This is a genomic window from Streptomyces sp. MK7 (assembly GCF_032658145.1).
Taxonomy (GTDB): Bacteria; Actinomycetota; Actinomycetes; order Streptomycetales; family Streptomycetaceae; genus Streptomyces; species Streptomyces spiralis.
This window is the reverse complement of the sequence record NZ_JAVACL010000002.1, coordinates 182764-205137: the sequence shown is the minus strand read 5'-3', so window position 1 is coordinate 205137 and position 22374 is coordinate 182764. Positions and strand designations below refer to the sequence as shown.

Sequence of the window (22374 nt, the reverse complement as noted above, 5' to 3'; positions counted from 1 at the left end):
CCACGCCGCTCAGACCGGCGACGGCGGCAGCGGCAACGGCAGCCCCGGCAGCCCGTCCAGGCTGGTGGCTACGTGCTCCTTCCGGGCGAAGTACTCGCTCAGCGAGGCGTCGTCCTCGCGGGCGAACCGCCTGCCGTGCAGATCGCGGTCCTCCTCGTACGCCATGAAGGGGACCGCGTACCCGCAGGTGTCCCGGATCAGTTCGGCATGGACGACGATGACGGCGCGCAGCCCGTGCGCGGTGGCGTCGATGTCCGGGAAGCGGGCGAGGAGCTCCGCGAAACGCGGGTCGTCGCGGAAGACCGGCTCGCCCCGGCCGTGCACGCGCACGATGTTGGGCGGCCCCTGGAAGGCGCACCACATGAGGGTGATCCTGCCGTTCTCCCGCAGGTGGGCGATGGTCTCCGCGTTGGATCCGGCGAAGTCCAGATAGGCCACGGTGTGCTCGTCGAGCACCGCGAAGCAGCCCTTGAGGCCCTTGGGCGAGAGGTTGACCGTGCCGTCGCCCGACAGCGGGGCGGTCGCGGTGAAGAAGAGGGGCTGCTCCTCGATGAACGTGCGCAGCCTGCCGTCTATGCGCTCATAGGTCTTTCCCATGTCCAACGATTATCGGGGCACTTCTTTCGGCTGTCTAAGGAATTTGGACGTCCGCTTCGAGTTGCCGGAGGCGGCGCCGATTGACGAATCATGCATGACTCTGCATACTCATGCATAGAAGCCAGGGCACTGTGAGGAGAGACCCGTGACCGAGCGCGTCGTACTCGCCTACTCGGGCGGTCTGGACACCTCCGTCGCCATCGGCTGGATCGCCGAGGAGACGGGCGCCGAGGTCATCGCCGTCGCGGTGGACGTCGGCCAGGGCGGCGAGGACCTGGACGTCATCCGCAAGCGCGCCCTCGCCTGCGGTGCCGTGGAGGCCGAGGTCGCCGACGCCAGGGACGAGTTCGCCGACGAGTACTGCCTCCCGGCGATCAAGGCCAACGCCCTCTACATGGACCGCTACCCGCTGGTCTCCGCACTCTCCCGGCCGGTGATCGTCAAGCACCTGGTCGCCGCCGCCGGCAAGCACGGCGCCACCACCGTCGCCCACGGCTGCACCGGCAAAGGCAACGACCAGGTCCGCTTCGAGGCCGGCATCGCCGCCCTCGCCCCCGACCTGAAGTGCGTCGCCCCGGTCCGCGACTACGCGATGACCCGCGACAAGGCCATCGCGTTCTGCGAGGAGAAGAACCTCCCCATCGCGACCACCAGGAAGTCCCCGTACTCCATCGACCAGAACGTCTTCGGCCGCGCCGTCGAGACCGGCTTCCTCGAGGACATCTGGAACGCGCCGGTCGAGGACATCTACGAGTACACAAGGAACCCGGCCGCCCCGCGCGACCCCGACGAGGTGATCATCACCTTCGCCAAGGGCGTCCCGGTCGCGATCGACGGCAGGCCCGTCACCGTCCTCCAGGCGGTCCAGCAGCTCAACGAGCGGGCCGGCGCCCAGGGCATCGGCCGGATCGACATGGTCGAGGACCGTCTCGTCGGCATCAAGTCCCGCGAGGTCTACGAGGCCCCCGGCGCGATCGCCCTGATCACCGCCCACCAGGAGCTGGAGAACGTCACCGTCGAGCGCGAACTGGCCCGCTACAAGCGCCAGGTCGAACAGCGCTGGGGTGAACTCGTCTACGACGGCCAGTGGTTCTCCCCGCTCAAGCGCGCCCTGGACGGCTTCATCGACGAGGCCGGCCGGCATGTCTCCGGCGACATCCGGATGACCCTCCACGGCGGCCGCGCGGTCGTCACCGGCCGGCGCTCGGCTCAGTCGCTGTACGACTTCGACCTCGCCACCTACGACACCGGCGACGCCTTCGACCAGTCCGCCGCCAAGGGCTTCATCGACATCCACAGCCTGTCGTCGAAGATCGCCGCCAAGCGTGACCTCGCGTAGGCAGTAGCGTGACAACCGCCTCCTCGCTCACGGGCAGGGAGCGGCCGCACATCCGCATCTCTCTAGGAGCAGCGCAATTGAACCCTCCCCCAGCCAAAGCAGGGGGATTCCTGGCTCAGGAAGCCCCCCAGGTCAGCGACCCGAATGGTCTTGCTCCCTCAGCACCAGCCGGGACGGAACCTGCCCGGTTGCCCGAAAGCACGAGGTTGCGCCGGCCCGGTTCCCGCCCAGCGCGTCGTGCGCGCTTGGTTCTCGCAACGCACGGCGCGCAGCTTGCCCGATCGAAGGAGACCAAGTGAGCAGCAACAGCGGTGACGTACGGCTCTGGGGCGGCCGTTTCGCCGACGGTCCGGCCGAGGCCCTGGCGAAGCTGTCCGCGTCCGTCCACTTCGACTGGCGGCTCGCGCCCTACGACATCGCCGGCTCACGCGCCCACGCACGCGTGCTGCACAAGGCGGGTCTCCTCACCGAGGACGAGCTGCGGCGCATGATCGCCGGGCTCGACCAGCTGGAGGCGGACGTCGCCGACGGCTCCTTCACCGGCACCATCGCCGACGAGGACGTCCACACCGCGCTGGAGCGGGGCCTGCTGGAGCGCCTCGGCCCGGACCTCGGCGGCAAGCTGCGCGCCGGCCGCTCGCGCAACGACCAGGTCGCGACCCTGTTCCGCATGTACCTGCGCGACCACGCCCGGATCGTCGGCGGCCTGATCGCCGACCTCCAGGACGCGCTGGTCGGCCTCGCCGAGGCCCACCCGGACGTGGCGATGCCCGGCCGCACCCACCTCCAGCACGCCCAGCCGGTGCTCTTCGCCCACCATGTCCTCGCCCATGTGCAGTCCCTGTCCCGGGACGCCGAGCGGCTGCGCCAGTGGGACGAGCGCACGGCCGTGTCGCCGTACGGCTCGGGGGCCCTGGCGGGCTCCTCTCTGGGCCTGGACCCGGAGGCGGTGGCCCGGGACCTCGGCTTCGAGCACGGCAGCGCCGCGAACTCCATCGACGGCACGGCCTCCCGTGACTTCGTCGCCGAGTTCGCCTTCATCACCGCCATGATCGGCGTGAACCTCTCCCGGATCGCCGAGGAGGTCATCATCTGGAACACGAAGGAGTTCTCCTTCGTGACCCTGCACGACGCGTTCTCCACCGGCTCGTCGATCATGCCGCAGAAGAAGAACCCGGACATCGCCGAGCTGGCGCGCGGCAAGTCGGGCCGCCTGATCGGCAACCTGACGGGTCTCATGGCGACGCTGAAGGCCCTCCCGCTGGCGTACAACCGCGACCTCCAGGAGGACAAGGAGCCGGTCTTCGACTCCATCGACCAGCTGGAGATCCTGCTTCCGGCCTTCACCGGGATGATGGCGACGCTCACCGTGCACCGCGAGCGCATGGAGGAACTGGCCCCGGCCGGCTTCTCGCTCGCCACCGACATCGCCGAGTGGCTGGTCAAGCAGGGCGTGCCGTTCCGGGTGGCGCACGAGGTCGCCGGCGAGTGCGTGAAGGCCGCCGAGGCCGAGGGCAAGGAGCTGGACGAGCTGACCGACGAGCAGTTCGCGAAGATCTCCGACCGTCTGACCCCCGAGGTGCGCACCGTCCTGAACGTCCCCGGCGCCCTCGCCTCGCGCAGCGGACGCGGCGGCACCGCCCCGAGCGCGGTCGCCGTCCAGCTCGCCGAGGTGAAGGCGGACGTCGCCGCGCAGCACCAGTGGGCGAACGCCAAGAAGTAGCGCCTCGGTCGCCACCGGGACATCGCGGGTTACGTTGGTCTGAGCCGTAAGGAGCCGACCGAACGGAGCCCGCGATGCCCTTCGCCCGCCTGGCCGCAGCCACGACTCCCACCTGTCACCTGGGCCTGGGCCTCGCCGCCGTCGGGCGCCCCGGATACATCAACCTCGGCCGCGACGGTGACCTCCCGGCCGGCCGCACCGTCGACGCCCTGCGCGAGCGCACCCACGAACTGCTTCAGGCGGCCTACGCGCAGGGCGTCCGCTACTTCGACGCCGCCCGCTCCTACGGCCGCTCCGAGGAGTTCCTCGCCGACTGGCTGCGCGCCCACCCCGAGATCGACGACGTCGTGATCGGCAGCAAGTGGGGCTACACCTACACCGCCGACTGGACCACCGACGCCGAGCGGCACGAGGTCAAGGACCACAGCCTCGCGGCCTACGAGCGGCAGCGCGCCGAGACCGCCGGACTGCTCGGCGACCGGCTCGACCTCTACCAGATCCACTCGCTGACCCCGGACAGCCCGGCCCTGACCGACAAGGAACTCCACGCCAGGCTCGCCGAGGCCGCCGCCTCCGGCCTGACCATCGGCTTCTCCACCAGCGGCCCCGCCCAGGCCGACACGGTCCGCGCCGCGCTTCAGGTGACCGTCGACGGCGAGCCCCTCTTCCGTACCGTGCAGTCGACGTACAACGCCCTGGAGACCTCGGTGGGCCCCGCCCTCGCCGAGGCGCACGACGCCGGACTGACGGTGATCGTCAAGGAGGGCATGGCCAACGGCAGGCTCGCCGAGCCCCATGCCCCGGACGCGCTGAAGGCCGTCGCCGCCGAGACGGGGCTGGGCTGCGACGCCGTGGCCCTCGCCCTGATCCTGCGTCAGCCCTGGGCCGGCGTCGTCCTCTCCGGCGCCGCGACCGTCACCCAGCTCGCCTCCAACCTCCACGCGGCCGTCGTCGACCTCGACCCGGACCAGCTGGCCCGCCTCGCCACGCTCGTGGAGGACCCGCGCGCCTACTGGGAGCACCGCGGACAGCTGCCCTGGCACTGACGGACCACGTCACCGACCGCCAGACCTGAGATGCTCGCGCCTATGATGAGACGTGAATGTCTCACATGGGCTATGCTCGTCTCATGGCCCTCGATCGTGAACACGTACTGCGCAGTGCAGCCGCCCTGCTGACCCGCAAGTCCACCGCGACCATGGACGAGGTCGCCAAGGCCGCCGGGATCAGCCGGGCCACACTGCACCGCCACTTCGCGGGCCGCGACGCACTCGTCCGGGCGCTGGAGGCGCTCGGCATCGCCGAGTGCGAGGCCGCGCTGACCAGGGCCCGGCTGGACGACGGGCCGGCGAGCGACGCGGTGCGCAGACTGGTGCGCGAGATCCAGCCCGCGGCCGGGCTGCTCGCCTTCCTGTACGGGGAGAACCAGCTCTGGGAAACCGAGGGGGACCCCGGATGGGCCCGGCTCGACGCGCGGATCGGCACCGTGTTCGTGCGCGGTCAGCAAAGCGGCGAGTTCCGCATCGATCTCAGCCCGGTCTGGCTCACCGAGGCGCTCTACGGGCTGATCGCCTCCTGTGCCTGGGCCGCGCAGGACGGCCGGGTCGCCCCCAAGGACTTCACCCACATGATCGTCGAGCTGCTGCTCGGCGGTGCCCTGCGAAGAGAGGAACCATGACCAGCACCCTGCGGCCGGCGGCCGCGACGGAGACGGAGCAGCGGCCGGGCCGGTGGCTCGCGCTGACCGTCCTCGTGCTCGCCGTGCTGCTGGTGGCCGTCGACGCGACCGTCCTCGCCCTGGCGACCCCCTACATCAGCGAGGACCTCGAGCCCTCCGGCACCCAGCTGCTGTGGATGGGCGACGTCTACTCGTTCGTCATCGCCGGTCTGCTCGTCTCCATGGGCAGCCTCGGCGACCGCATCGGCCGCAAGCGCATCCTGCTCGGCGGCGCCACGGCGTTCGGCGCGATCTCCGTGCTCAACGCCTACGCGACCACACCGGAGCTGATGATCCTCGCCCGGGCGCTGCTCGGTGTCGCGGGCGCCACGCTGATGCCCGCCACGCTCGCCCTGATCCGCAACCTCTTCCACGACCCGCGCGAGCGCAGCCTCGCGGTCGGCATCTGGGGCGCGACCGCCTCCGCAGGCACGGCCGTCGGCCCGATCGCCGGCGGATTCCTCCTCGAGCACTTCTGGTGGGGCTCGGTCTTCCTGATCAACCTGCCCGTGATGGCGGTCCTCGTCCTCGTCGGCGTCCGCCTGCTGCCCGAGTCCCGCAACCCGGACCCGGGCCCGTGGGACCTGGCCGGCGTCCTGCTGTCCCTGGCCGGCGTGATCGGCGTCGTCTACGCCGTGAAGGAGGCCGCCGCGCACGGGTTAACCCCGGCGGTCCTCGGCGCGGGAGCGGTGGGCGCGGCCGCGCTGCACCGGTTCGTCCGCCGGCAGCTCACCCTGCCCACACCGCTGCTGGACATCCGGCTCTTTCGCAACCGCGGCTTCAGCGGTGCGGTCCTCGCCGATCTGCTGACCGTCCTCGGCATGTCCGGCCTGGTCTTCTTCCTCTCCCAGTACCTGCAACTGGTACAGGGCAGGCGGCCGTTCGAGGCGGGCCTGGCCGAAGTCCCCGCGGCCGTGGGCGCGGTGGCGGCCGGTCTGGTGGCCGGCCGGGCCGCCCGGCGCTTCTCGGTACGGGCCGTGGTCTCGGGCGGTCTGGCCGCCGTCGGCCTGGCGCTGGCCGCGCTGACGACGCTGGACGCCGCGACGGGCTACCCGCTGCTGGGTGCGGCCCTGCTGGTGGTCGGCGTGGGCGCCGGGTTCTCGTTCACGGTCACCGCCGACGTGATCCTCTCCAGTGTGCCCAAGGAGCAGGCGGGCGCCGCCTCGGCGGTCTCCGAGACGGCGTACGAACTCGGCGCGGCCCTGGGCATCGCCCTGCTCGGTTCCATCGTCACCGCCGCCTACCGTGGCTTCCCGGGCCCGCCGGGTACGCCGTCCCGGGCTCACGAGTCACTGGGCGGCGCGGTGGAGGCGGCAGCGAACCTGCCCGCACACACCGCTCAGGAACTGCTCTCGGCTGCCCGCGACTCCTTCGTCCACGGCCTCCACCTGGCCTCGGGCGCGGGCGCGGCGGTCCTGCTGGGAGCGGCGGCAGCGGCGTGGGTCCTGCTGAAGGGACAGAAACTGTAGGTACCTGAAGGGGCGCGGGGCTGTATCGACATGCGGCTCCGCCGCCTGGGCGCGAGCAACCACAACGGACCCGCACCCGGAAGACATCACGCACCCCTACGGCGCAACCGCCTACGGCGCACAACCGCCCAACCGCCGGAGGCCTACGCCGCCTTCGCCTTGGTGGCGTACATGTCCACGTACTCCTGCCCGGACAGCCGCATCACCTCGGTCATCACCGAGTCGGTCACCGCCCGCAGCACATAGCGGTCGCGGTCCATGCCCTCGTACCGCGAGAACTCCATGGGCTCACCGAAGCGGACCGTGACCCGGCTCGGCCGGGGGATCCCCGCGCCGCCGGGCTGGATCTTGTCCGTGCCGATCATGGCGAAGGGGACCACGGGCGCGCCGGTCATCAGCGTCAGCCGCGCGATGCCGGTGCGACCCCGGTACAGGCGGCCGTCGGGGGAGCGGGTGCCCTCGGGGTAGATGCCGAAGATCCTGCCTTCCTCCAGGATCCGGCGGCCGGTCATCAGCGCCGCGACACCGCCCTTGCCGCCGTCGCGGTCGACCGGGATCATGCCGACGCCGGTGAAGAACCAGGCCATCAGCCGGCCCTTGAGTCCCTTGCCGGTGACGTACTCGTCCTTGCCGATGAAGAAGACCTGACGGTCGCAGACCAGCGGCAGGATCATCGAGTCGATGAACGTCAGGTGATTGCCGGCCAGGATGACCGGGCCGTCGCCGGGGATGCGCTCCGCGCCCTCCACCTGTGGGCGGAACATCAGGCGCATGATCGGACCGAGCACTGCCTTGATGAGCGCGAAGCGGGACAACGGGCCCTCCGGTGTCAAGGGATTGTCTGGGGAAGCTGTATGAGTCTGTGCAGGTGAGGACGATACTCGCGGCGCGGTCCGGATTGCACATCGGGCTCACCAGGTCTTACGCACTGTTGACGTACGTTCACCTGCGGAGCGGGCACGTTGCCTCCCGGTAACCGGTGTGTGGCGGTGTGACGGAGCTCGCGTGCCGGCCTGCCCAGGGCACGTCCCGTCCCGCCGCAGGGCCTCATCCGGGCCGTGTCCCAGGCGACATCCCGCGTCACCCCGGTGTTCGGTACGAGGTCTCCCACAGGTCATCCACGCCCACCTACCATCGGCGCGCCACGCAGGACACGAGAGGCAGGAAGCGGTCCATGGGGACGCAGACGCCGGACGGGCGGGCCGGGGCGCGGGAGTCCGACGGAGAGGCGAGCGGGACCGGGCGCAGGGCGCTGCTCGGGGCCGCGGTGCTCGGGGCCGGCGGAGCGGTCCTCGGGCTGCCCGGCGCGGCCAGGGCCGCCGCGAGCGGGAGCCCGGGTCGCCGGCGCGGCGGCCTCGGCAGCCTGCCCGTGCCCACGGTCATCGGCTACCGCGGCGCCAGCGGCTACCGGCCCGAGCACACCTTCGGCTCCTACGAGCTGGCCCTCGACCTCGGCGCCGACCTCGTCGAGGCCGGCGACCTGGTGCCCACCAAGGACGGTCACCTCGTCTGCCGGCACGAGCCGGAGATCGGCGGCACCACGGATGTCGCGGACCATCCCGAGTTCGCCGACCGGAAGACCACCAAGACGCTCGACGGCGTGCCCACCACCGGCTGGTTCACCGAGGACTTCACCTTCGCCGAGCTGAAGACGCTGCGCGCGGTCGAACGCATCCCGCTGAGGAGAAATGCGTCCTTGGCTTGCGGTGTGGAGCACCGTCGAAGCACTCCGTAACGTAGCTGGTACGCCCGGTGCACGTCGGGGGCGACAGTCAAGTCCCCAACAACCTGAGCGAGTCACGTACTTGCTCCGGCGGCCGGGAGGGTCGTCGTCGGACAGGCATGACCTGTCAAACTCTCCGGAGCGATCCAGGCGAGAGTCTCCCAGCTTCGTCTGGGAGAGAACTCCAACCCGAGACCAAGCACCTCACCCAGCGTACTTGCTCTCCTTGGCTGCCCCTTGCGACTCCGTCGAAGGGGCAGCCTCCCGCACCGTGGCCGACCTGATCACCAGGAAGGGCCTGCGGGAGACGGCCTCCTACGCCCGGGGCATCGGCCCGACCGTGGACCTCGTCATCCCCAAGGACGCGAGCGGCAACCTCACCGAACCGAGCAGCCTCGTTCGGGACGCCCACGCCGTGGGCCTGGTCCTGCACCCCTACACGGTCCGCAACGAGAACCCCTTCCTGCCGCCGGCCTTCCGCAAGGGCAGCGACCCGGACGCCTACGGTGACGTCTTCGGCGTGTTCCAGAGGTACTTCGAGACCGGCATCGACGGCATCTTCACCGACAACGCCGACACCGGACTGCTCGCCCGTGCGGACTTCCTCGCCCGCCGGTCCGTCAACAACTGAGCCCGCCCCGCCCTCGTCGGAGTGGATCGACGGCCGTCCCGGCAACTTTCGCCGGGGCGGCCGCGTCGTGCCGCATATGACACACGACCTGCTCGCCTCCCTGCGTCCCCTGCTTGTCGCCGAGGCCTCGGCCGAGGCACATGCCGCCGGAACCGAGCCGGGCGACCTGGAGCAGGCGGTCTGGCTGCGGCTACTGGAGCGTCTGGAGGCGGGCGGACCGCCGCACGATCCGCAGGGCTGGCTGCGCAAGGCCGTCCGCTCCGAGGCGCGCCGCACGCGACGCACGATCAGCATCGAACGGCCGTACGGCCTGGAGCCCGCGGACGACAGTGAGCGCGGTCCCGAACACCTCGTCCTGGCGGCGGCCCGCCGGCGCGCACTGCGCGAGGCGGTGCGCCGGCTGCCCGGCCGCTGCCCCCGGCTGCTGGAGGCGCTGCTGTCGCCGAGGGACCTCACCTACCGGGAGATCGCGGGGGAGTTGGGTATCTCACAGGGCAGTCTCGGACCGGAACGCTCCAGATGTCTGGGATGTCTGCGTCGTTTGCTGACGCCGGAGGTTGCGGCCCGCGAACCGCGGGGATAGGAGTGATGGACGACCGGTGATCAGGTGAGCGGGAGGCGTGCGCACATGGGCATGAGCGTGACCATCTCTGCGGCGGCCGAGCAGGACGCGGAGCAGATCTTCAAGCTGCAGTACCTGTGCTTCCAGAGCGAGGCGGCGCTGTATGGCAACTACCGCATCGACCCGCTGGTCCAGAGCCTGGACTCGGTCCGTCAGGAGGTCGCCGGGGACTGCGTGTTCGTCGCACGGCTCGGCGAGGAGGTGGTCGGCTCGGTGCGCGGCCGGGTCGCCGAGGACGGCGCCGCCTCCATCGGCAAGCTCTGCGTCCACCCGCGCCTGCAGGGGCACGGCATCGGGGCCCGGCTGCTGCGCGCCGTCGAGGCCGCGCTCGCCGAGCAGCGCGGCGCCACCATGTTCCGCCTCCACACCGGCCACCGCAGCGAGGGCAACCTGCGCCTGTACCGGCGCGTGGGCTACCAGCCGGTGGGCACCTCCGAGGGTGCCGACGGGGTACCGGTGATCGTCCTGGAGAAGCCGGCGGGGACCTACGCGGCTACCGCGTGACGCCGCCGACGTCGCGGGACGTGCGCAGCCAGTACAGCGCGGACAGCGGCAGCAGCACCGGGATGAAGATGTAGCCCATGCCGTAGTCCGACCAGACCGTCGCGTCGGGGAAGGCGGACGGTTCGACGAGCGTCCAGGTCCCGACCGTCAGCACGCCCACGAGCTCGGCGGCGCAGCACACGAGCGCCGCCTTGCGGGCCGTCTCCCCGCCCCGCACCAGTGAGTACGTGATGAAGCCGTAGACCACGCCCGCCACGGCGGACAGCGAGTAGGCCAGCGGCGCCCGGTCGAAGTCGGTGGCGATCTGGTAGACGGAGCGGGAGACCGCACCGACGACCATCACGCCGTAGAGCCAGACGAGCAGCATGCCCGGCCCGCTGATGAGCCGCTTCGGCTTCTGCTCTTCCACGGTGGCCATCTCACCCTCCCCAGATGTCATAGAGCCGCACTTCGAGGACGGCGAGGACGACACCGCCGGCCGCGGCCGTCACCGAACCCCAGCGCGTGCGCTCGGCCAGCGACATGACGCCCGCCGCCGGGACGCAGGCGAAGGCGCCCAGCAGATACGCCACGAAGATCGCCGTCCCCTGGTCCGCCTTCTCGCCCCGAGCCAGCGCCACGATCCCGATCACCAGCTGGATCAGTGCCAGCAGCGAGACCACGGCCATCCCGATGAAGTGCCAGTCCTTAGTCGGCTGGTCACGGTAGGCCGCCCACCCGCACCAGGCGGCGAGCAGCAACGCGGCGACGCCGGTCACCAGCGTCAGGGCATCAAGCATGCTGTGACCCTATTACGACGCAATCCCCCCTCCACGCCCACCCCGCCCCCAGCCCCCCGCCCACCCGGGTTCCTGCCCGCCCGGCCTGGTCCCTGTGTCTGCCTGGGAGGCCGCGGGCTCGCGTCCCGGCGGCAGCGGCGGGATGCCCGGACCGGGGAGGTTCGGACGGTCTGCGGGTGGGGCGGTGTCGTGGTGTCGGCCACAGCGGGTCGTCGGCGGACTGGGTGGCGGCACGGGGACGGGTGGCGCGGGGGGCTTGTCCGTGCTGGTCATGGGCGGCGACGGGGGCGAGGGGCGCGGGTGTTCCACGGGTGTCCACTATGCGGACGGCGATGCCGGGTCAGCGGTGCCGGTCTGGTTTACTGGCCGCATGACCACGACGAGCGACCGCATCCCTGCGACCGGGGCGACCATGACGCCCGGTGCTCGTTGTATGTGTCCCGAGCGTCGAATGTGCGCCTTCTAGAGGGCCCCTGCACCACCTGAGCCTCGCGCCCCGAAGCGAGTGCCCGCTCATCGCGTCCGCCCTTTCGTCCGGCACGCCCGGTACGTCCGGACCCGCGGCTGAGCCCCGCCCCCGCGCACACGTTCTCCCCGGTTCCACCGCCACGGCGAGAACCCTGCCGCGTTCCCGACCGCATGCACCCGTGCCCGGGCACACCCACGCCCGCGCACTCGACAGTGACGGAAACCCAACGTGATCACCACATCGGGCCTCACCAAGGTCTACCGCTCGCGCGGCCGCGAGGTCACCGCCCTCGACGGCGTCGACCTGCACGTCCGCGAAGGCGAGGTGTACGGCGTCATCGGCCAGTCCGGCGCCGGAAAGTCCTCGCTCATCCGCTGCGTCAACCTCCTGGAGCGTCCCACCGCCGGCACGGTCACCGTCGCCGGACAGGACCTCACCGCCCTCGCCGGCCGCGGGCCGCGCGCCGGCAAGGAACTCCGCCGGGCGCGCAGCCGGATCGGCATGGTCTTCCAGCACTTCAACCTGCTGTCCTCACGCACCGTGCGGGACAACGTCGAGCTGCCCCTGGAGATCCTCGGAAAGTCGGGGAAGGAACGTTCCCGCAGGGCGCTCGAACTGCTCGACCTGGTCGGCCTCGCCGACAAGGCCGGCGCCTACCCCGCCCAGCTCTCCGGCGGCCAGAAGCAGCGCGTCGGCATCGCCCGCGCCCTGGCCGGCGATCCCCAGGTGCTGCTCTCCGACGAGGCCACCAGCGCCCTGGACCCCGAGACCACCCGCTCCATCCTCCAGCTGCTGCGCGACCTGAACCGGCAGCTCGGCCTGACCGTCCTGCTCATCACACACGAGATGGACGTCGTGAAGTCCATCTGCGACTCCGCGGCGCTCATGGAGAGGGGCCGCATCGTGGAGTCCGGCACGGTGAGCGAGCTGCTCGCGACCCCCGGCTCCCAGCTGGCCGCCGCGCTCTTCCCGGTCGGCGGCGACGCCACCGGCGAGAACCGGACCGTCGTCGACGTCACCTTCCACGGCGAGGCCGCCACCCAGCCCGTCATCTCGCAGCTGGCGCGCACCTACAACATCGACATATCGATCCTCGGCGCCGCCATCGACACCGTCGGCGGCCTCCAGGTCGGCCGGATGCGCATCGAACTGCCCGGCCGCTACGAGGACAACGTCGTGCCCATCGGCTTCCTGCGCGAGCAGGGCCTGCAGATCGACGTCGTGGGCGACGGCAAGCCCGTTCTGGTCAAGGAAGGTGCCGAGCTGTGACCTGGTCCGAGACGCAGCCGCTGCTGTCCCAGGCGTGTTGGGACACGCTGTACATGGTCGGCTGGTCCACGCTCATCGCCGTCGCCGGCGGGCTCCCCCTCGGCATCCTGCTCGTCCTGACGGACAAGGGCGGGCTGACCCAGAACGTCGTCGCCAACAAGCTCATCGGGCAGATCGTGAACATCGCCCGGTCGATGCCGTTCATCATCCTGATGGTCGCGCTGATGAGCTTCACCCGCTGGGTCACCGGGACGACCATCGGCCGCGAGGCCGCCATCGTGCCGCTCGCCATCGGCGCCATCCCCTTCTTCGCGCGCCTGGTCGAGACGGCCGTCCGCGAAGTGGACGGCGGTCTCGTCGAGGCCGTGCAGTCGATGGGCGGCAACACCTGGACCGTCGTACGGAAGGTGCTCGTACCGGAGTCCCTGCCGTCCCTCATCTCCTCCACCACCACCACGGTCGTCGCCCTCATCGGCTACTCCGCGATGGCCGGCACCGTCGGCGCCGGCGGCCTCGGCGACATCGCCATCCGCTACGGCTACCAGCGCTTCGAGAGCCAGCTGATGTGGATCACCGTGGCGATCCTCGCCGTCGTCATCTCCGTCATCCAGTTCGCCGGCGACCTCGGCGCCCGCTCCCTGCACCGGCGCGGCGGCCGTTCCGGCCCGGTGCCCAGGCTGCGGCTGCTCAAGGCCAAGGAGCCCGCGCCGGCCGAGGTGAGCAAGGTCGCCTGACGCCGCCCCGGCTCACGGACGTTCCCCCCCGAACTCCCCGTCACCCGACACGGGGCCGCACCACCAAGGAAAGGCACTTTTCGTGCGTAACACCGCCAAGATCACCACCGCCGTCCTGGCCGCCGGGGCCCTCGCCTTCGGGCTCTCCGCCTGCGGCTCGGGCTCCGACTCCGGCAAGAAGGACGCCGACGCCCCCCTGACGGTCGCCGCCACCCCCACCCCGCAGGGCGAGATCCTCACCTACGTCAAGGACCACCTGGCGCAGAAGGACGGCCTCAAGCTGGAGGTCAAGGAGTTCACCGACTACGTGACCCCGAACACGGCCGTCCAGCAGGGCCAGGTCGACGCCAACTACTTCCAGCACAAGCCGTACCTCGACGACTTCAACAAGAAGAACGGCACCGACATCGTGCCGGTCCCCGGCGGCAGCGTGCACCTGGAGCCGCTCGGCCTCTACTCCAAGAGCGTCAAGAAGCTCGCGGACCTCAAGAAGGGCGCCACGATCGCCCTCCCCAACGACACCACCAACGAGGCCCGCGCGCTGAAGCTGCTGGAGGCCAACGGCGTCATCGAGCTGAAGGCCGGCGCCGGATACGAGGCGACCCCCAAGGACGTCACGTCCAACCCCAAGGACGTCAAGTTCAAGGAGCTGGAGGCGGCCCAGCTGCCGCGCTCCCTCGGTGACGTCGACGCCGCGGTGATCAACGGCAACTACGCCCTGGAGGCCCAGCTCTCCCCGGCCAAGGACGCGCTCGTCGCCGAGTCCGCCAAGGGCAACCCGTACGCCAACTTCCTCGCGGTGAAGAAGGGCAACGAGAACGACCCGCGCGTGAAGAAGCTCGCCGAGCTGCTCACCTCGCCCGAGGTGAAGAAGTTCATCGAGGACAAGTACGACGGCGCGGTCGTCCCGGCCTTCTGACCGGCACACCGCCACCGCCCGGCGTCCGGCACGGGGTCAACTCCCTCACCAGGTGGGGGTACCCCCACGCCCTTCAGGCAGTGGGGGAGGACCCCGTGGTGCGTTCCGGTGCTTCCATGCTGCATGCTGGGCAGTTCAGCAGTCCCTGAAGGTTCACCGAAGGTTACGGAGCGGCGCATGACGAGCACCTTCCCCAACGTCTCCATCAGCACGGAGCGGTTGGTCCTGCGCCCCTTCGAGGAGTCGGACATCGAGGCCTTCGCCGAGATGATGAACGACGAGCTGGTCACCGCCTGGACCTCCGTGCCCCACCCCTACACCGAGGCCGACGCTCGCGCCTGGATCACCGAACGCGCCCCCGCCGAACGGGCGGAGGGCCGCGGCATAGTCTTCGCCGTCGACGAGTTCCTCACCCAGCGCCTGGTCGGCACGGTCCATCTGAGCAACACCGACTGGCGGGTGCGCTCCACCGAGATCGCCTATGTCGTCGCCCCCTGGGCCCGCGGCGAGGGCTACGCCTCCGAGGCCGCGCTCGCCACCGCCCAGTGGGTCTTCCAGGACCGCGGGTTCGAGCGCCTGGAGCTGCGCACCGCCGCCGACAACACCGCCTCCCAGCAGGTCGCCCAGAAGATCGGCTGCGTCAGCGAGGGAGTGCTGCGCGGCGCGTGGATGGCCCGCGCCAAGAACGGGGACGGCGAGTGGACCGACGTACGCACCGACCTCATCGTCTGGAGCCTGCTGCCCGAGGACCTGGAGGGCGTGGGCGAGCAGCTGGCGGACACCGGCGGCTTCACGTCGTACGCCGACTGGAACTGACCGGGATCCGGCGACAACCTTCGGCGACGCGCCCCGCCCCGCGCTCCGGCGCACGATCGAACCGGGGTACTCTCACGGGGCCGCCTTGCGGGTCGCCCTGACGACCTTCGCGAACAACACCCTGAGAAGACCCCCAGGAGACTGACGACGATGGCCGACCGGGTCACGGTGATCGGCTGGGACGGTTCGCCGCTGACCGAGGCGGCGCGCGGCGCACTCGGCGCCGCCACGCTGGTGGCGGGCGCCGCCCACCACCTGGCGCTGCCCGAGGTGCCGCCATCGGCCGAGCGGATCCGCCTCGGCAGCGTCGCCCTCGCCGCCCGCCGTATCGCCGCCCACCGGGGCACCGCCGTGGTGCTCGCCGACGGCGACCCGGCCTTCTTCGGGGTGGTTCGGACCCTGCGCGCGCCGGAGTTCGGCCTGGAGGTCGAGGTCGTCCCGGCCGTCTCCTCCGTGGCCGCCGCCTTCGCCCGCGCCGGAATGCCCTGGGACGACGCACAGGTCGTCGTCGCACACAAGCGCACCCTGCGACGCGCGGTGAACGTGTGCCGAGCCCACACCAAGGTCGCCGTGCTGACCGCGCCCGGCGCCGGACCGGCCGAACTGGGCCTGCTCCTCGACGGCGTGCACCGCACCTTCGTCATCTGCGAGGAACTCGGCACCGAACGCGAACAGGTCACCGTCGTCACCTCCGACAAGGCCGCCGACCACACCTGGCGCGACCCGAACGTCGTCATCGTCATCGGCGGCCGGGCCGGGGCCGGCGAGGGCGGCGGCTGGATCGCCGGACGCGACCCCGCCGCCGGACCGCGCGGCTGGACCCAGCCCGCCGCTTCCTACGCCTCCCACGGCGGCCCGCTCGGCGAGGGAGAAACGGATCTGCTGAGGGCCGCTCAGCTCGCCCGGCTGGGACCGCGCGTCGGCGACCTCGTCTGGGACATCGGCTGCGGCAGCGGGGCGTTCGCCACCGAGGCCGCCCGCGGCGGCGCCGCCGTCATCGCCGTCGACCGCGACCCGGAGTCCTGCGCCCGCACCGAGGCCACCGCACGCCGCTTCGGCGTCCAGCTGCAAGTGGTGCAGGGCACCGCCCCGCACATCCTGGAGAACCTGCCCGAACCGGACGTCGTCCGCGTCGGCGGCGGGGGAGCCGCCGTGGTCTCCGCGGTCGCCGACCGGCGCCCGCAGCGCATCGTCGCGCACGCCTCCAACCGCGACGCCGCCGAACTCGTCGGCCGCGACCTGACCGAGCACGGCTACCAGGTCGAATGCGCCCTGCTGCAGTCCGTCGAACTCGACACCCGCGCCTGGGCGGAGACGGAGCGGAGCGTCGCTTTCCTGCTCTGCGGTGTGCTCCCCGACCGCGCCCCGTGATCGGATCGTCGTACCGCGCGCGGTAGGCTGGCCGATCGTTGTACCGCACTGGGTGGTCCGGAACTTCGTTCGTCAATGTCCGGAAAACCCGCCCGTTTTGCGGTGGGTGTGGTACGGCAGAACCAGGGGACGCGCAACGTGGCGCAGTCCACAGCGGACCGTGGCGGATCACGCTGTCGCCGCGGCCGAACGACCGCCACAATGCCACTCAATGGCTTTGTCGCCTTTTACGGCGGGTCGTTCGTGCCGCCGGGCGGGGACGCTCGTTCTTCACTGGGGGGCGGTCGGTGCGCCGTTCCCGGTGAGCTGGTCGTAGAAGCACTAACCGATGGGCGAGGGGTACGCATGACCGACACCGGCCAGGTCCCGGGCGAGGGGCAGCCGGAGAGCGCAGGCATGGTGGAGCAGCCGGGCGTCCCCGCGCACGGCGCGTACACCTACCTCTCCGAGTCTCCCGCCGAGGACGAAGACCTGCTGCTGCCCGGCTCCCAGGGCGCGTGGGGCAACGAAGTGCCCCCGCCCGCCCCGGAACCGGTCGTCGAGGCCGTCCACCAGCCGGGCCCGCACGAGACGGCCGGCCGGGACAGCGGCTCCGTCGACCTCGCCGGCGTACTGCACCCCGACCCGACCGCCACGCCGCACGTTGCGCCACCCGCCGCGGCGACGCCCCCGCGGCGGCCCCTGCACCTCGGCCCGCCGATCCCCGACGTCTCCGCGAGCCCCGTCCGCTCCCTGGCCGACCGCGGCCCCGCGGGCGCACCGGTCCGGCACTCCGGGCCGCCCACCGTCGGGCCCGAGTACCTCGACGTACAGCAGCCGCCGGAGACGGCCCCGCAGGGCGCCGCTCCCTGGGGCGTGCAGAGCACGCAGAATGTGCAGGCCGCGCAGAGTACGGAGGCCGCGCAGAGCGTGCAGGCGCCCGTGGCGCCTCCGGTGCGGACACAGGTGGCGGCTGCGGAAACGGTTGTTCCGGGAGACGGCGAGCCGGTCGGCGCGGCCCAGGCCGCCGTGGCCCGGCTCGCGGCCCAGGCCGGTGCCGCCGTGCCCGCTGCCGGACACGCCGCGGAGGGCGGCCAACTGCCGCAGGACCAGACGGGCGTGCAGGAGGACGCGCGGGCCGCGCACGAGACTCACGGCGCGGAGTTCGCGCAGGTGACGGACGGCACGGGCGGCGTGGACGACGTGCACGCTTCCGGTGCGGGCCAGGAGCCGGTGGGCGCCCACGGCGTCTCGGACGCACAGGTGCCCGACGCCGGGTACGTGGGGCCTCCGGCCGAGGCCGTACCGGCAGCGGAGCCGGACCAGGCTCCGGACGCGCCCGCCGCCGAGGCCGACCCGGCGCCGGACGACGCACGGTCCACGCACGGTGGGCAGGCGCCCGAGGCGACCCGCACCCCGCAGGCCACCGGGGTGGAGGGGGTTCCCGAGGCCGGTCACGGTCCGGAGGGCGTGCAGGCTCCCGAAGGCGTGGAGGCCGCGCAGGCCGCGCAGGCCACGGAAGGCGTGCAGGTCACGGGACCGGTGGAGGCTCCTGCCGAGCAGGCTCCCGCCCCCGAGCAGCTCCCCGCGGACGCGTCGGTCACACAGACGGCCCCGCAGCCGACGGAGGTCGCGCCCGTCCCCGTACCCGAGCCCGAGGCCACGCCCCACCCAGAGGCCGAGGGTGCGATTAAGCCGGCGACGCCCGCCGAAGGCGGCGAACCTTCGGCCGGCCACCACCGGGCCGCCGAGCAGGACCGGCCGGTCGTTCCCGAGGCGGCCCCGGCCGGCGAGGCGGCCCCCCTGGCCCAGATGCCGGCGGTCGCCGAGGCGCCCGCGACTCCCGAGGGGCATCACGAGGCACACCTCGAGGCCCAGGCAGTCCCTGAAGCCCCCCACAGCGACGCACCCCCCACCACAGAGCAGGCGCCCGGGGAGCACGCATCCGCGCCCGCACCCGCCGCGGCCTTCCCCGAGGACGGCACGCAGGACGCACACATCCCCGGCGGCGCCCCGCTCCCCAGCAGTGTCCCGGCCCAGGCCCGACCCGGCCTGCCGCTGGGGCAGTTCGTGCCGGTCGAAGGCTCGGTGCCGACCACCCCGCACCTGGCCCCGACGCCCCCGCACCCGCTCGTCGTGCCGACGGACCAGCCCGAGGCCCAGACCGAGCCGCAGCCCCAGGCCCACCCCCAGGCCCAGGCCCAGCCCGTGCAGCGGCCGGAGGCCGCTCAGGAACCGGAGCCGCGGCCCGCCGAGGGGACCTCGCAGGACCCGGTCGCCATGGTCCCCGCCCCCCGCGACGGCGACACCGTTCCCGCCGCGCCCGGCGAGGAGCCGGACCCGGCGGTGGTCCAGCACGCGGACGACCTGGACACCCAGGTCGCCGACCAGGAAGAACACCAGGAAGAGAGCACGGCCGCAGTGGCGGAAGCACGACAGTCCACCGGTCCGGCCGCGCCCGGTTACGACGAGGCCGAGCGCGAGGCCGTGCTCAAGGTGATGCGCGAGCGCCGCGACATCCGCAACGGCTTCCGCAGCGACCCGATCCCGCACGAGGTGCTGCTCCGCGTCCTGGAGGCCGCGCACACGGCCCCGTCCGTCGGCCACTCGCAGCCGTGGGACTTCGTCGTCATCCGCTCCGCCGACACCCGCCGCGCGATGCACGAACTGGCCGTGCGGCAGCGCGACGCCTACGCCAAGTCGCTGCCGAAGGGCCGGGCCAAGCAGTTCAAGGAACTGAAGATCGAGGCCATCCTCGACACCCCGGTGAACATCGTCGTCACCGCCGACCCCACCCGGGGCGGCCGCCACACCCTCGGCCGGCACACCCAGCCGCAGATGGCGCCGTACTCCGCCGCGCTCGCCGTGGAGAACCTGTGGCTCGCCGCCCGCGCCGAGGGCCTCGGCGTCGGCTGGGTCAGCTTCTTCGACGAGCGCGAGATGGTCCGCGCCCTCGGCCTGCCCGAGCACCTGGAGGTCATCGCCTACCTGTGCGTCGGATACGTCGACGAGTTCCCGGACGAGCCCGAGCTGATGCAGGCAGGCTGGTCCAAGCGGCGCCCGCTGTCCTGGGTGGTCCACGAGGAGACGTACGGCCGCCGCGCCCTGCCCGGTGAGGAGCCGCACGACCTGCTCGCCGAGACCGTCGCCCAGATCCGCCCGCTGGACGCCAAGGCGCTCGGCGAGGCGTGGGAGCGGCAGAAGCGGATGACCAAGCCGGCGGGCGCGCTGGGCATGCTGGAGATCATCTCCGCCCAGCTGTCCGGGCTGTCCCGGCAGTGCCCGCCGCCGATCCCCGAGCCCGCGGCCGTGGCGATCTTCGCCGGCGACCACGGCGTGCACGCCCAGGGCGTCACCCCCTGGCCGCAGGAGGTCACCGCCCAGATGGTGGCCAACTTCCTCGGCGGGGGAGCGGTCTGCAACGCCTTCGCGGCCCAGGTGGGCGCCGAGGTCTGCGTGGTCGACGTGGGCGTCGCCGCCGACCTGCCGGCCACGCCCGGCCTGCTGCCCCGCAAGGTGCGCGCGGGCACGTCCGACATGACCACCGGCCCCGCGATGAGCCGCGAGGAGGCCAAGAAGGCCATCGAGGTCGGCATCGAGACCGCCCGCGACCTGGTCGCGGCGGGCAACAAGGCGCTGCTCACCGGCGAGATGGGCATCGCTAACACCACCGCGTCCGCGGCCCTCATCTCCGTCTACACCGGCGCCGACCCGGCCGAGGTCACCGGCCGGGGCACGGGCATCAACGACGAGACCCTGGCCCGCAAGACCGAGGTCGTCCGCCGCGCCCTGGACCTCCACCAGCCGGACCCGGCCGACCCCATCGGCGTGCTCGCCGCGATCGGCGGCTTCGAGCACGCGGCCATGGTCGGCCTGCTCCTCGGCGGCGCCTCGCTGCGTACACCGGTGATCCTGGACGGCGTCAGCGCCGGTGCCGCCGCGCTGGTGGCCCGCGCGATCGCCCCCGAGGTGCTCGCGGCCTGCATCGCCGGCCACCGCAGTGCCGAGCCGGGACACGTCGCGGCCCTGAACAAGCTCGGCCTGCGCCCCCTGGTCGACCTCGACCTCCGCCTCGGCGAGGGCACGGGCGCCCTGCTCGCCCTGCCGCTGGTGCAGAGCACGGCGCGAGCGATGCACGAGGTGGCGACGTTCGACTCGGCGGGCGTAACAGAGAAGTAGCGGTACCTCCGAAGCGGGGACTCCGGGTACAGCAGTGCCGGTGGTCGTGGGCAGCCGTTCCTCCCCCAGTGCCTTGAGGGCCTGGGAGGTGACCCCAGGCGGAACGGGTGGCCACGACCGCCCCAAGGCCGTACCCGGCCACGCTGCCCAGCCATCGGACACCTGCCCGCCAAAACCCGCGCGCACCTTAAAATCCGCACGTCAGGACCTCTGCACCGCCCCAAGAGGAGCCGCACCCACATGGCCGAACACCCCGCCTACCCCGTAGGCCTCCGCCTCACCGGCCGCCGCGTGATCGTCCTCGGCGGCGGCCAGGTCGCCCAGCGCCGTCTTCCGGCGCTCATCGCCGCGGGCGCGGACATCGTCCTCGTGTCGCCCGAGGCGACCCCCTCCGTCGAAGCCATGGCGGACGCGGGCGAGATCACCTGGGAGCGGCGCCCCTACCAGGACGGCGACCTCGCGGACGCCTGGTACGCCCTGATCGCCACCAGCGACCACGACGCCAACGCCCGTGCCTCCGCCGAGGCGGAGCGGCACCGCGTCTGGTGCGTCCGCTCCGACGACGCCGACCAGGCCACCGCCTGGACCCCGGCCACCGGCCACAGCGAGGGCGTCACCGTCGCCGTGCTCACCACGAGCGCGCGCGGCCGCGACCCCCGGCACACCGCCGCCATCCGTGACGCCGTGGTGGAGGGCCTGCGCGACGGCACCCTGGTCGCCCCGCACCACCGCACCCGTACGCCGGGCGTCGCCCTCGTCGGCGGCGGCCCCGGCGACCCGGATCTGATCACCGTGCGCGGCCGCCGGCTGCTCGCCGAGGCCGATGTCGTCATCGCCGACCGCCTCGGCCCGCGCGACCTGCTCGCCGAACTCCCGCCGCACGTCGAGGTGATCGACGCGGCGAAGATCCCCTACGGCCGCTACATGGCCCAGGAGGCCATCAACCACGCGCTCATCGAGCACGCCAAGCAGGGCAAGTCGGTGGTCCGGCTCAAGGGCGGCGACCCCTTCGTGTTCGGCCGGGGCATGGAGGAGGTCCAGGCGCTCGCCGAGGCCGGCATCCCCTGCACCGTCGTCCCCGGCATCTCCAGCTCCATCTCGGTGCCGGGCGCGGCGGGCATCCCGGTCACCCACCGTGGGGTGGCCCACGAGTTCACCGTGGTCAGCGGCCATGTGGCGCCCGACGACGAGCGTTCCCTGGTCGACTGGCCGAGCCTGGCCAAGCTGACCGGCACGCTCGTGATCCTCATGGGCGTCGACAAGATCGGGAAGATCGCCGAGACGCTCGTGGCCCACGGCAGGTCCCCCGACACCCCGGTCGCCCTGGTCCAGGAGGGCACGACGGCGGCCCAGCGCCGCGTCGACGCCACCCTGGCGACGGTCGCCGAGACCGTACGCGCCCAGGACGTGAAGCCGCCCGCGGTCATCGTCATCGGCGCGGTCGTCGCCGTGGGCCCGTCGGCCTCCGAGTAGCCCCGGGGAACCCACCGCTTCCGAGCCCCCCGCACCGCAGACAGGACAAGGCAGTATCACC

General features: G+C 72.2%; 18 protein-coding genes and 1 pseudogene. 15 read left to right on the top strand and 4 right to left on the bottom strand.

Annotated elements, in window-relative coordinates:
* Positions 1–9: 9 nt before the first annotated feature.
* Positions 10–597, bottom strand: coding sequence for a pyridoxamine 5'-phosphate oxidase family protein (locus R2S09_RS03630; protein WP_306190199.1), 588 nt, complete (start codon positions 595–597; stop codon positions 10–12).
* Between the two features lie 145 nt (positions 598–742).
* Between R2S09_RS03630 and R2S09_RS03625 the strand changes: the two genes are divergently transcribed.
* From R2S09_RS03625 to R2S09_RS03605, 5 genes are all read left to right on the top strand, one after another.
* Complete coding sequence (locus R2S09_RS03625; RefSeq protein ID WP_306190198.1) at positions 743–1936, top strand: argininosuccinate synthase; 1194 nt, start codon at positions 743–745, stop codon at positions 1934–1936.
* 295 nt (positions 1937–2231) lie between these two features.
* Positions 2232–3659, top strand: coding sequence for an argininosuccinate lyase (gene argH / locus R2S09_RS03620; RefSeq protein WP_030166305.1), 1428 nt, complete (start codon positions 2232–2234; stop codon positions 3657–3659).
* Between the two features lie 74 nt (positions 3660–3733).
* Entirely contained in the window at positions 3734–4705 is a 972-nt protein-coding gene (locus tag R2S09_RS03615; RefSeq protein ID WP_306190196.1) for an aldo/keto reductase, read from the top strand.
* Positions 4706–4788: 83 nt separating this feature from the next.
* Positions 4789–5337: a TetR/AcrR family transcriptional regulator gene (locus R2S09_RS03610; RefSeq protein ID WP_306190195.1), complete on the top strand. Its 549-nt coding sequence runs from the start codon at positions 4789–4791 to the stop codon at positions 5335–5337.
* Positions 5334–6845, top strand: coding sequence for an MFS transporter (locus R2S09_RS03605; RefSeq protein WP_316739715.1), 1512 nt, complete (start codon positions 5334–5336; stop codon positions 6843–6845). Before R2S09_RS03610 ends, R2S09_RS03605 begins: the two co-directional genes overlap by 4 nt.
* A 143-nt stretch (positions 6846–6988) precedes the next feature.
* Here R2S09_RS03605 and R2S09_RS03600 read toward each other — a convergent pair whose 3' ends face one another.
* Positions 6989–7609, bottom strand: a complete 621-nt coding sequence (locus R2S09_RS03600) for a 1-acyl-sn-glycerol-3-phosphate acyltransferase (RefSeq protein WP_229903396.1) — start codon at positions 7607–7609, stop codon at positions 6989–6991.
* Between the two features lie 410 nt (positions 7610–8019).
* On the opposite strand from R2S09_RS03600, the pseudogene R2S09_RS03595 reads away from it, so the two are divergent.
* The 3 genes and pseudogenes from R2S09_RS03595 (at position 8020) to R2S09_RS03585 (ending at position 10325) form a co-directional block, all read left to right on the top strand.
* A pseudogene (locus R2S09_RS03595) lies at positions 8020–9199 on the top strand (glycerophosphodiester phosphodiesterase family protein).
* A 76-nt stretch (positions 9200–9275) separates the two neighbouring features.
* Positions 9276–9782 (top strand): RNA polymerase sigma factor, encoded by a 507-nt coding sequence (locus R2S09_RS03590; protein ID WP_306190192.1) that lies wholly within the window; start codon positions 9276–9278, stop codon positions 9780–9782.
* Between the two features lie 45 nt (positions 9783–9827).
* Positions 9828–10325, top strand: coding sequence for a GNAT family N-acetyltransferase (locus R2S09_RS03585; protein ID WP_306190191.1), 498 nt, complete (start codon positions 9828–9830; stop codon positions 10323–10325).
* Here the strand turns inward: R2S09_RS03585 and R2S09_RS03580 are convergent.
* Positions 10315–10764 (bottom strand): hypothetical protein, encoded by a 450-nt coding sequence (locus R2S09_RS03580; RefSeq protein WP_306190190.1) that lies wholly within the window; start codon positions 10762–10764, stop codon positions 10315–10317. The two genes, R2S09_RS03585 and R2S09_RS03580, sit on opposite strands and share 11 nt — an antisense overlap.
* On the bottom strand, positions 10745–11104 hold the full coding sequence (locus R2S09_RS03575) for a hypothetical protein (protein ID WP_306190189.1): 360 nt from the start codon (positions 11102–11104) through the stop codon (positions 10745–10747). The genes R2S09_RS03580 and R2S09_RS03575 overlap by 20 nt, the downstream gene beginning before the upstream one ends.
* Before the next feature lie 697 nt (positions 11105–11801).
* On the opposite strand from R2S09_RS03575, the gene R2S09_RS03570 reads away from it, so the two are divergent.
* From R2S09_RS03570 to cobA, 7 genes are all read left to right on the top strand, one after another.
* Positions 11802–12842, top strand: coding sequence for a methionine ABC transporter ATP-binding protein (locus R2S09_RS03570; RefSeq protein WP_306188597.1), 1041 nt, complete (start codon positions 11802–11804; stop codon positions 12840–12842).
* Positions 12839–13576, top strand: a complete 738-nt coding sequence (locus tag R2S09_RS03565; protein ID WP_306188595.1) for a methionine ABC transporter permease — start codon at positions 12839–12841, stop codon at positions 13574–13576. Before R2S09_RS03570 ends, R2S09_RS03565 begins: the two co-directional genes overlap by 4 nt.
* Positions 13577–13658: 82 nt before the next feature.
* The gene (locus R2S09_RS03560; RefSeq protein WP_316739708.1) at positions 13659–14495 is read left to right on the top strand and encodes a MetQ/NlpA family ABC transporter substrate-binding protein; all 837 of its coding nucleotides are present in this window, start codon (positions 13659–13661) and stop codon (positions 14493–14495) included.
* A gap of 177 nt (positions 14496–14672) precedes the next feature.
* Positions 14673–15311 carry a GNAT family N-acetyltransferase gene (locus tag R2S09_RS03555; RefSeq protein ID WP_316739707.1) on the top strand — a complete coding sequence of 213 codons (639 nt, stop codon included), beginning with the start codon at positions 14673–14675 and terminating at the stop codon, positions 15309–15311.
* Between the two features lie 150 nt (positions 15312–15461).
* Complete coding sequence (gene cbiE / locus R2S09_RS03550; RefSeq protein WP_306188590.1) at positions 15462–16682, top strand: precorrin-6y C5,15-methyltransferase (decarboxylating) subunit CbiE; 1221 nt, start codon at positions 15462–15464, stop codon at positions 16680–16682.
* Between the two features lie 345 nt (positions 16683–17027).
* Positions 17028–20840 carry a nicotinate-nucleotide--dimethylbenzimidazole phosphoribosyltransferase gene (cobT, locus tag R2S09_RS03545; protein WP_316739706.1) on the top strand — a complete coding sequence of 1271 codons (3813 nt, stop codon included), beginning with the start codon at positions 17028–17030 and terminating at the stop codon, positions 20838–20840.
* Positions 20841–21080: 240 nt separating this feature from the next.
* Positions 21081–22313, top strand: a complete 1233-nt coding sequence (cobA, locus tag R2S09_RS03540; RefSeq protein WP_316739704.1) for a uroporphyrinogen-III C-methyltransferase — start codon at positions 21081–21083, stop codon at positions 22311–22313.
* Positions 22314–22374: the final 61 nt, after the last annotated feature.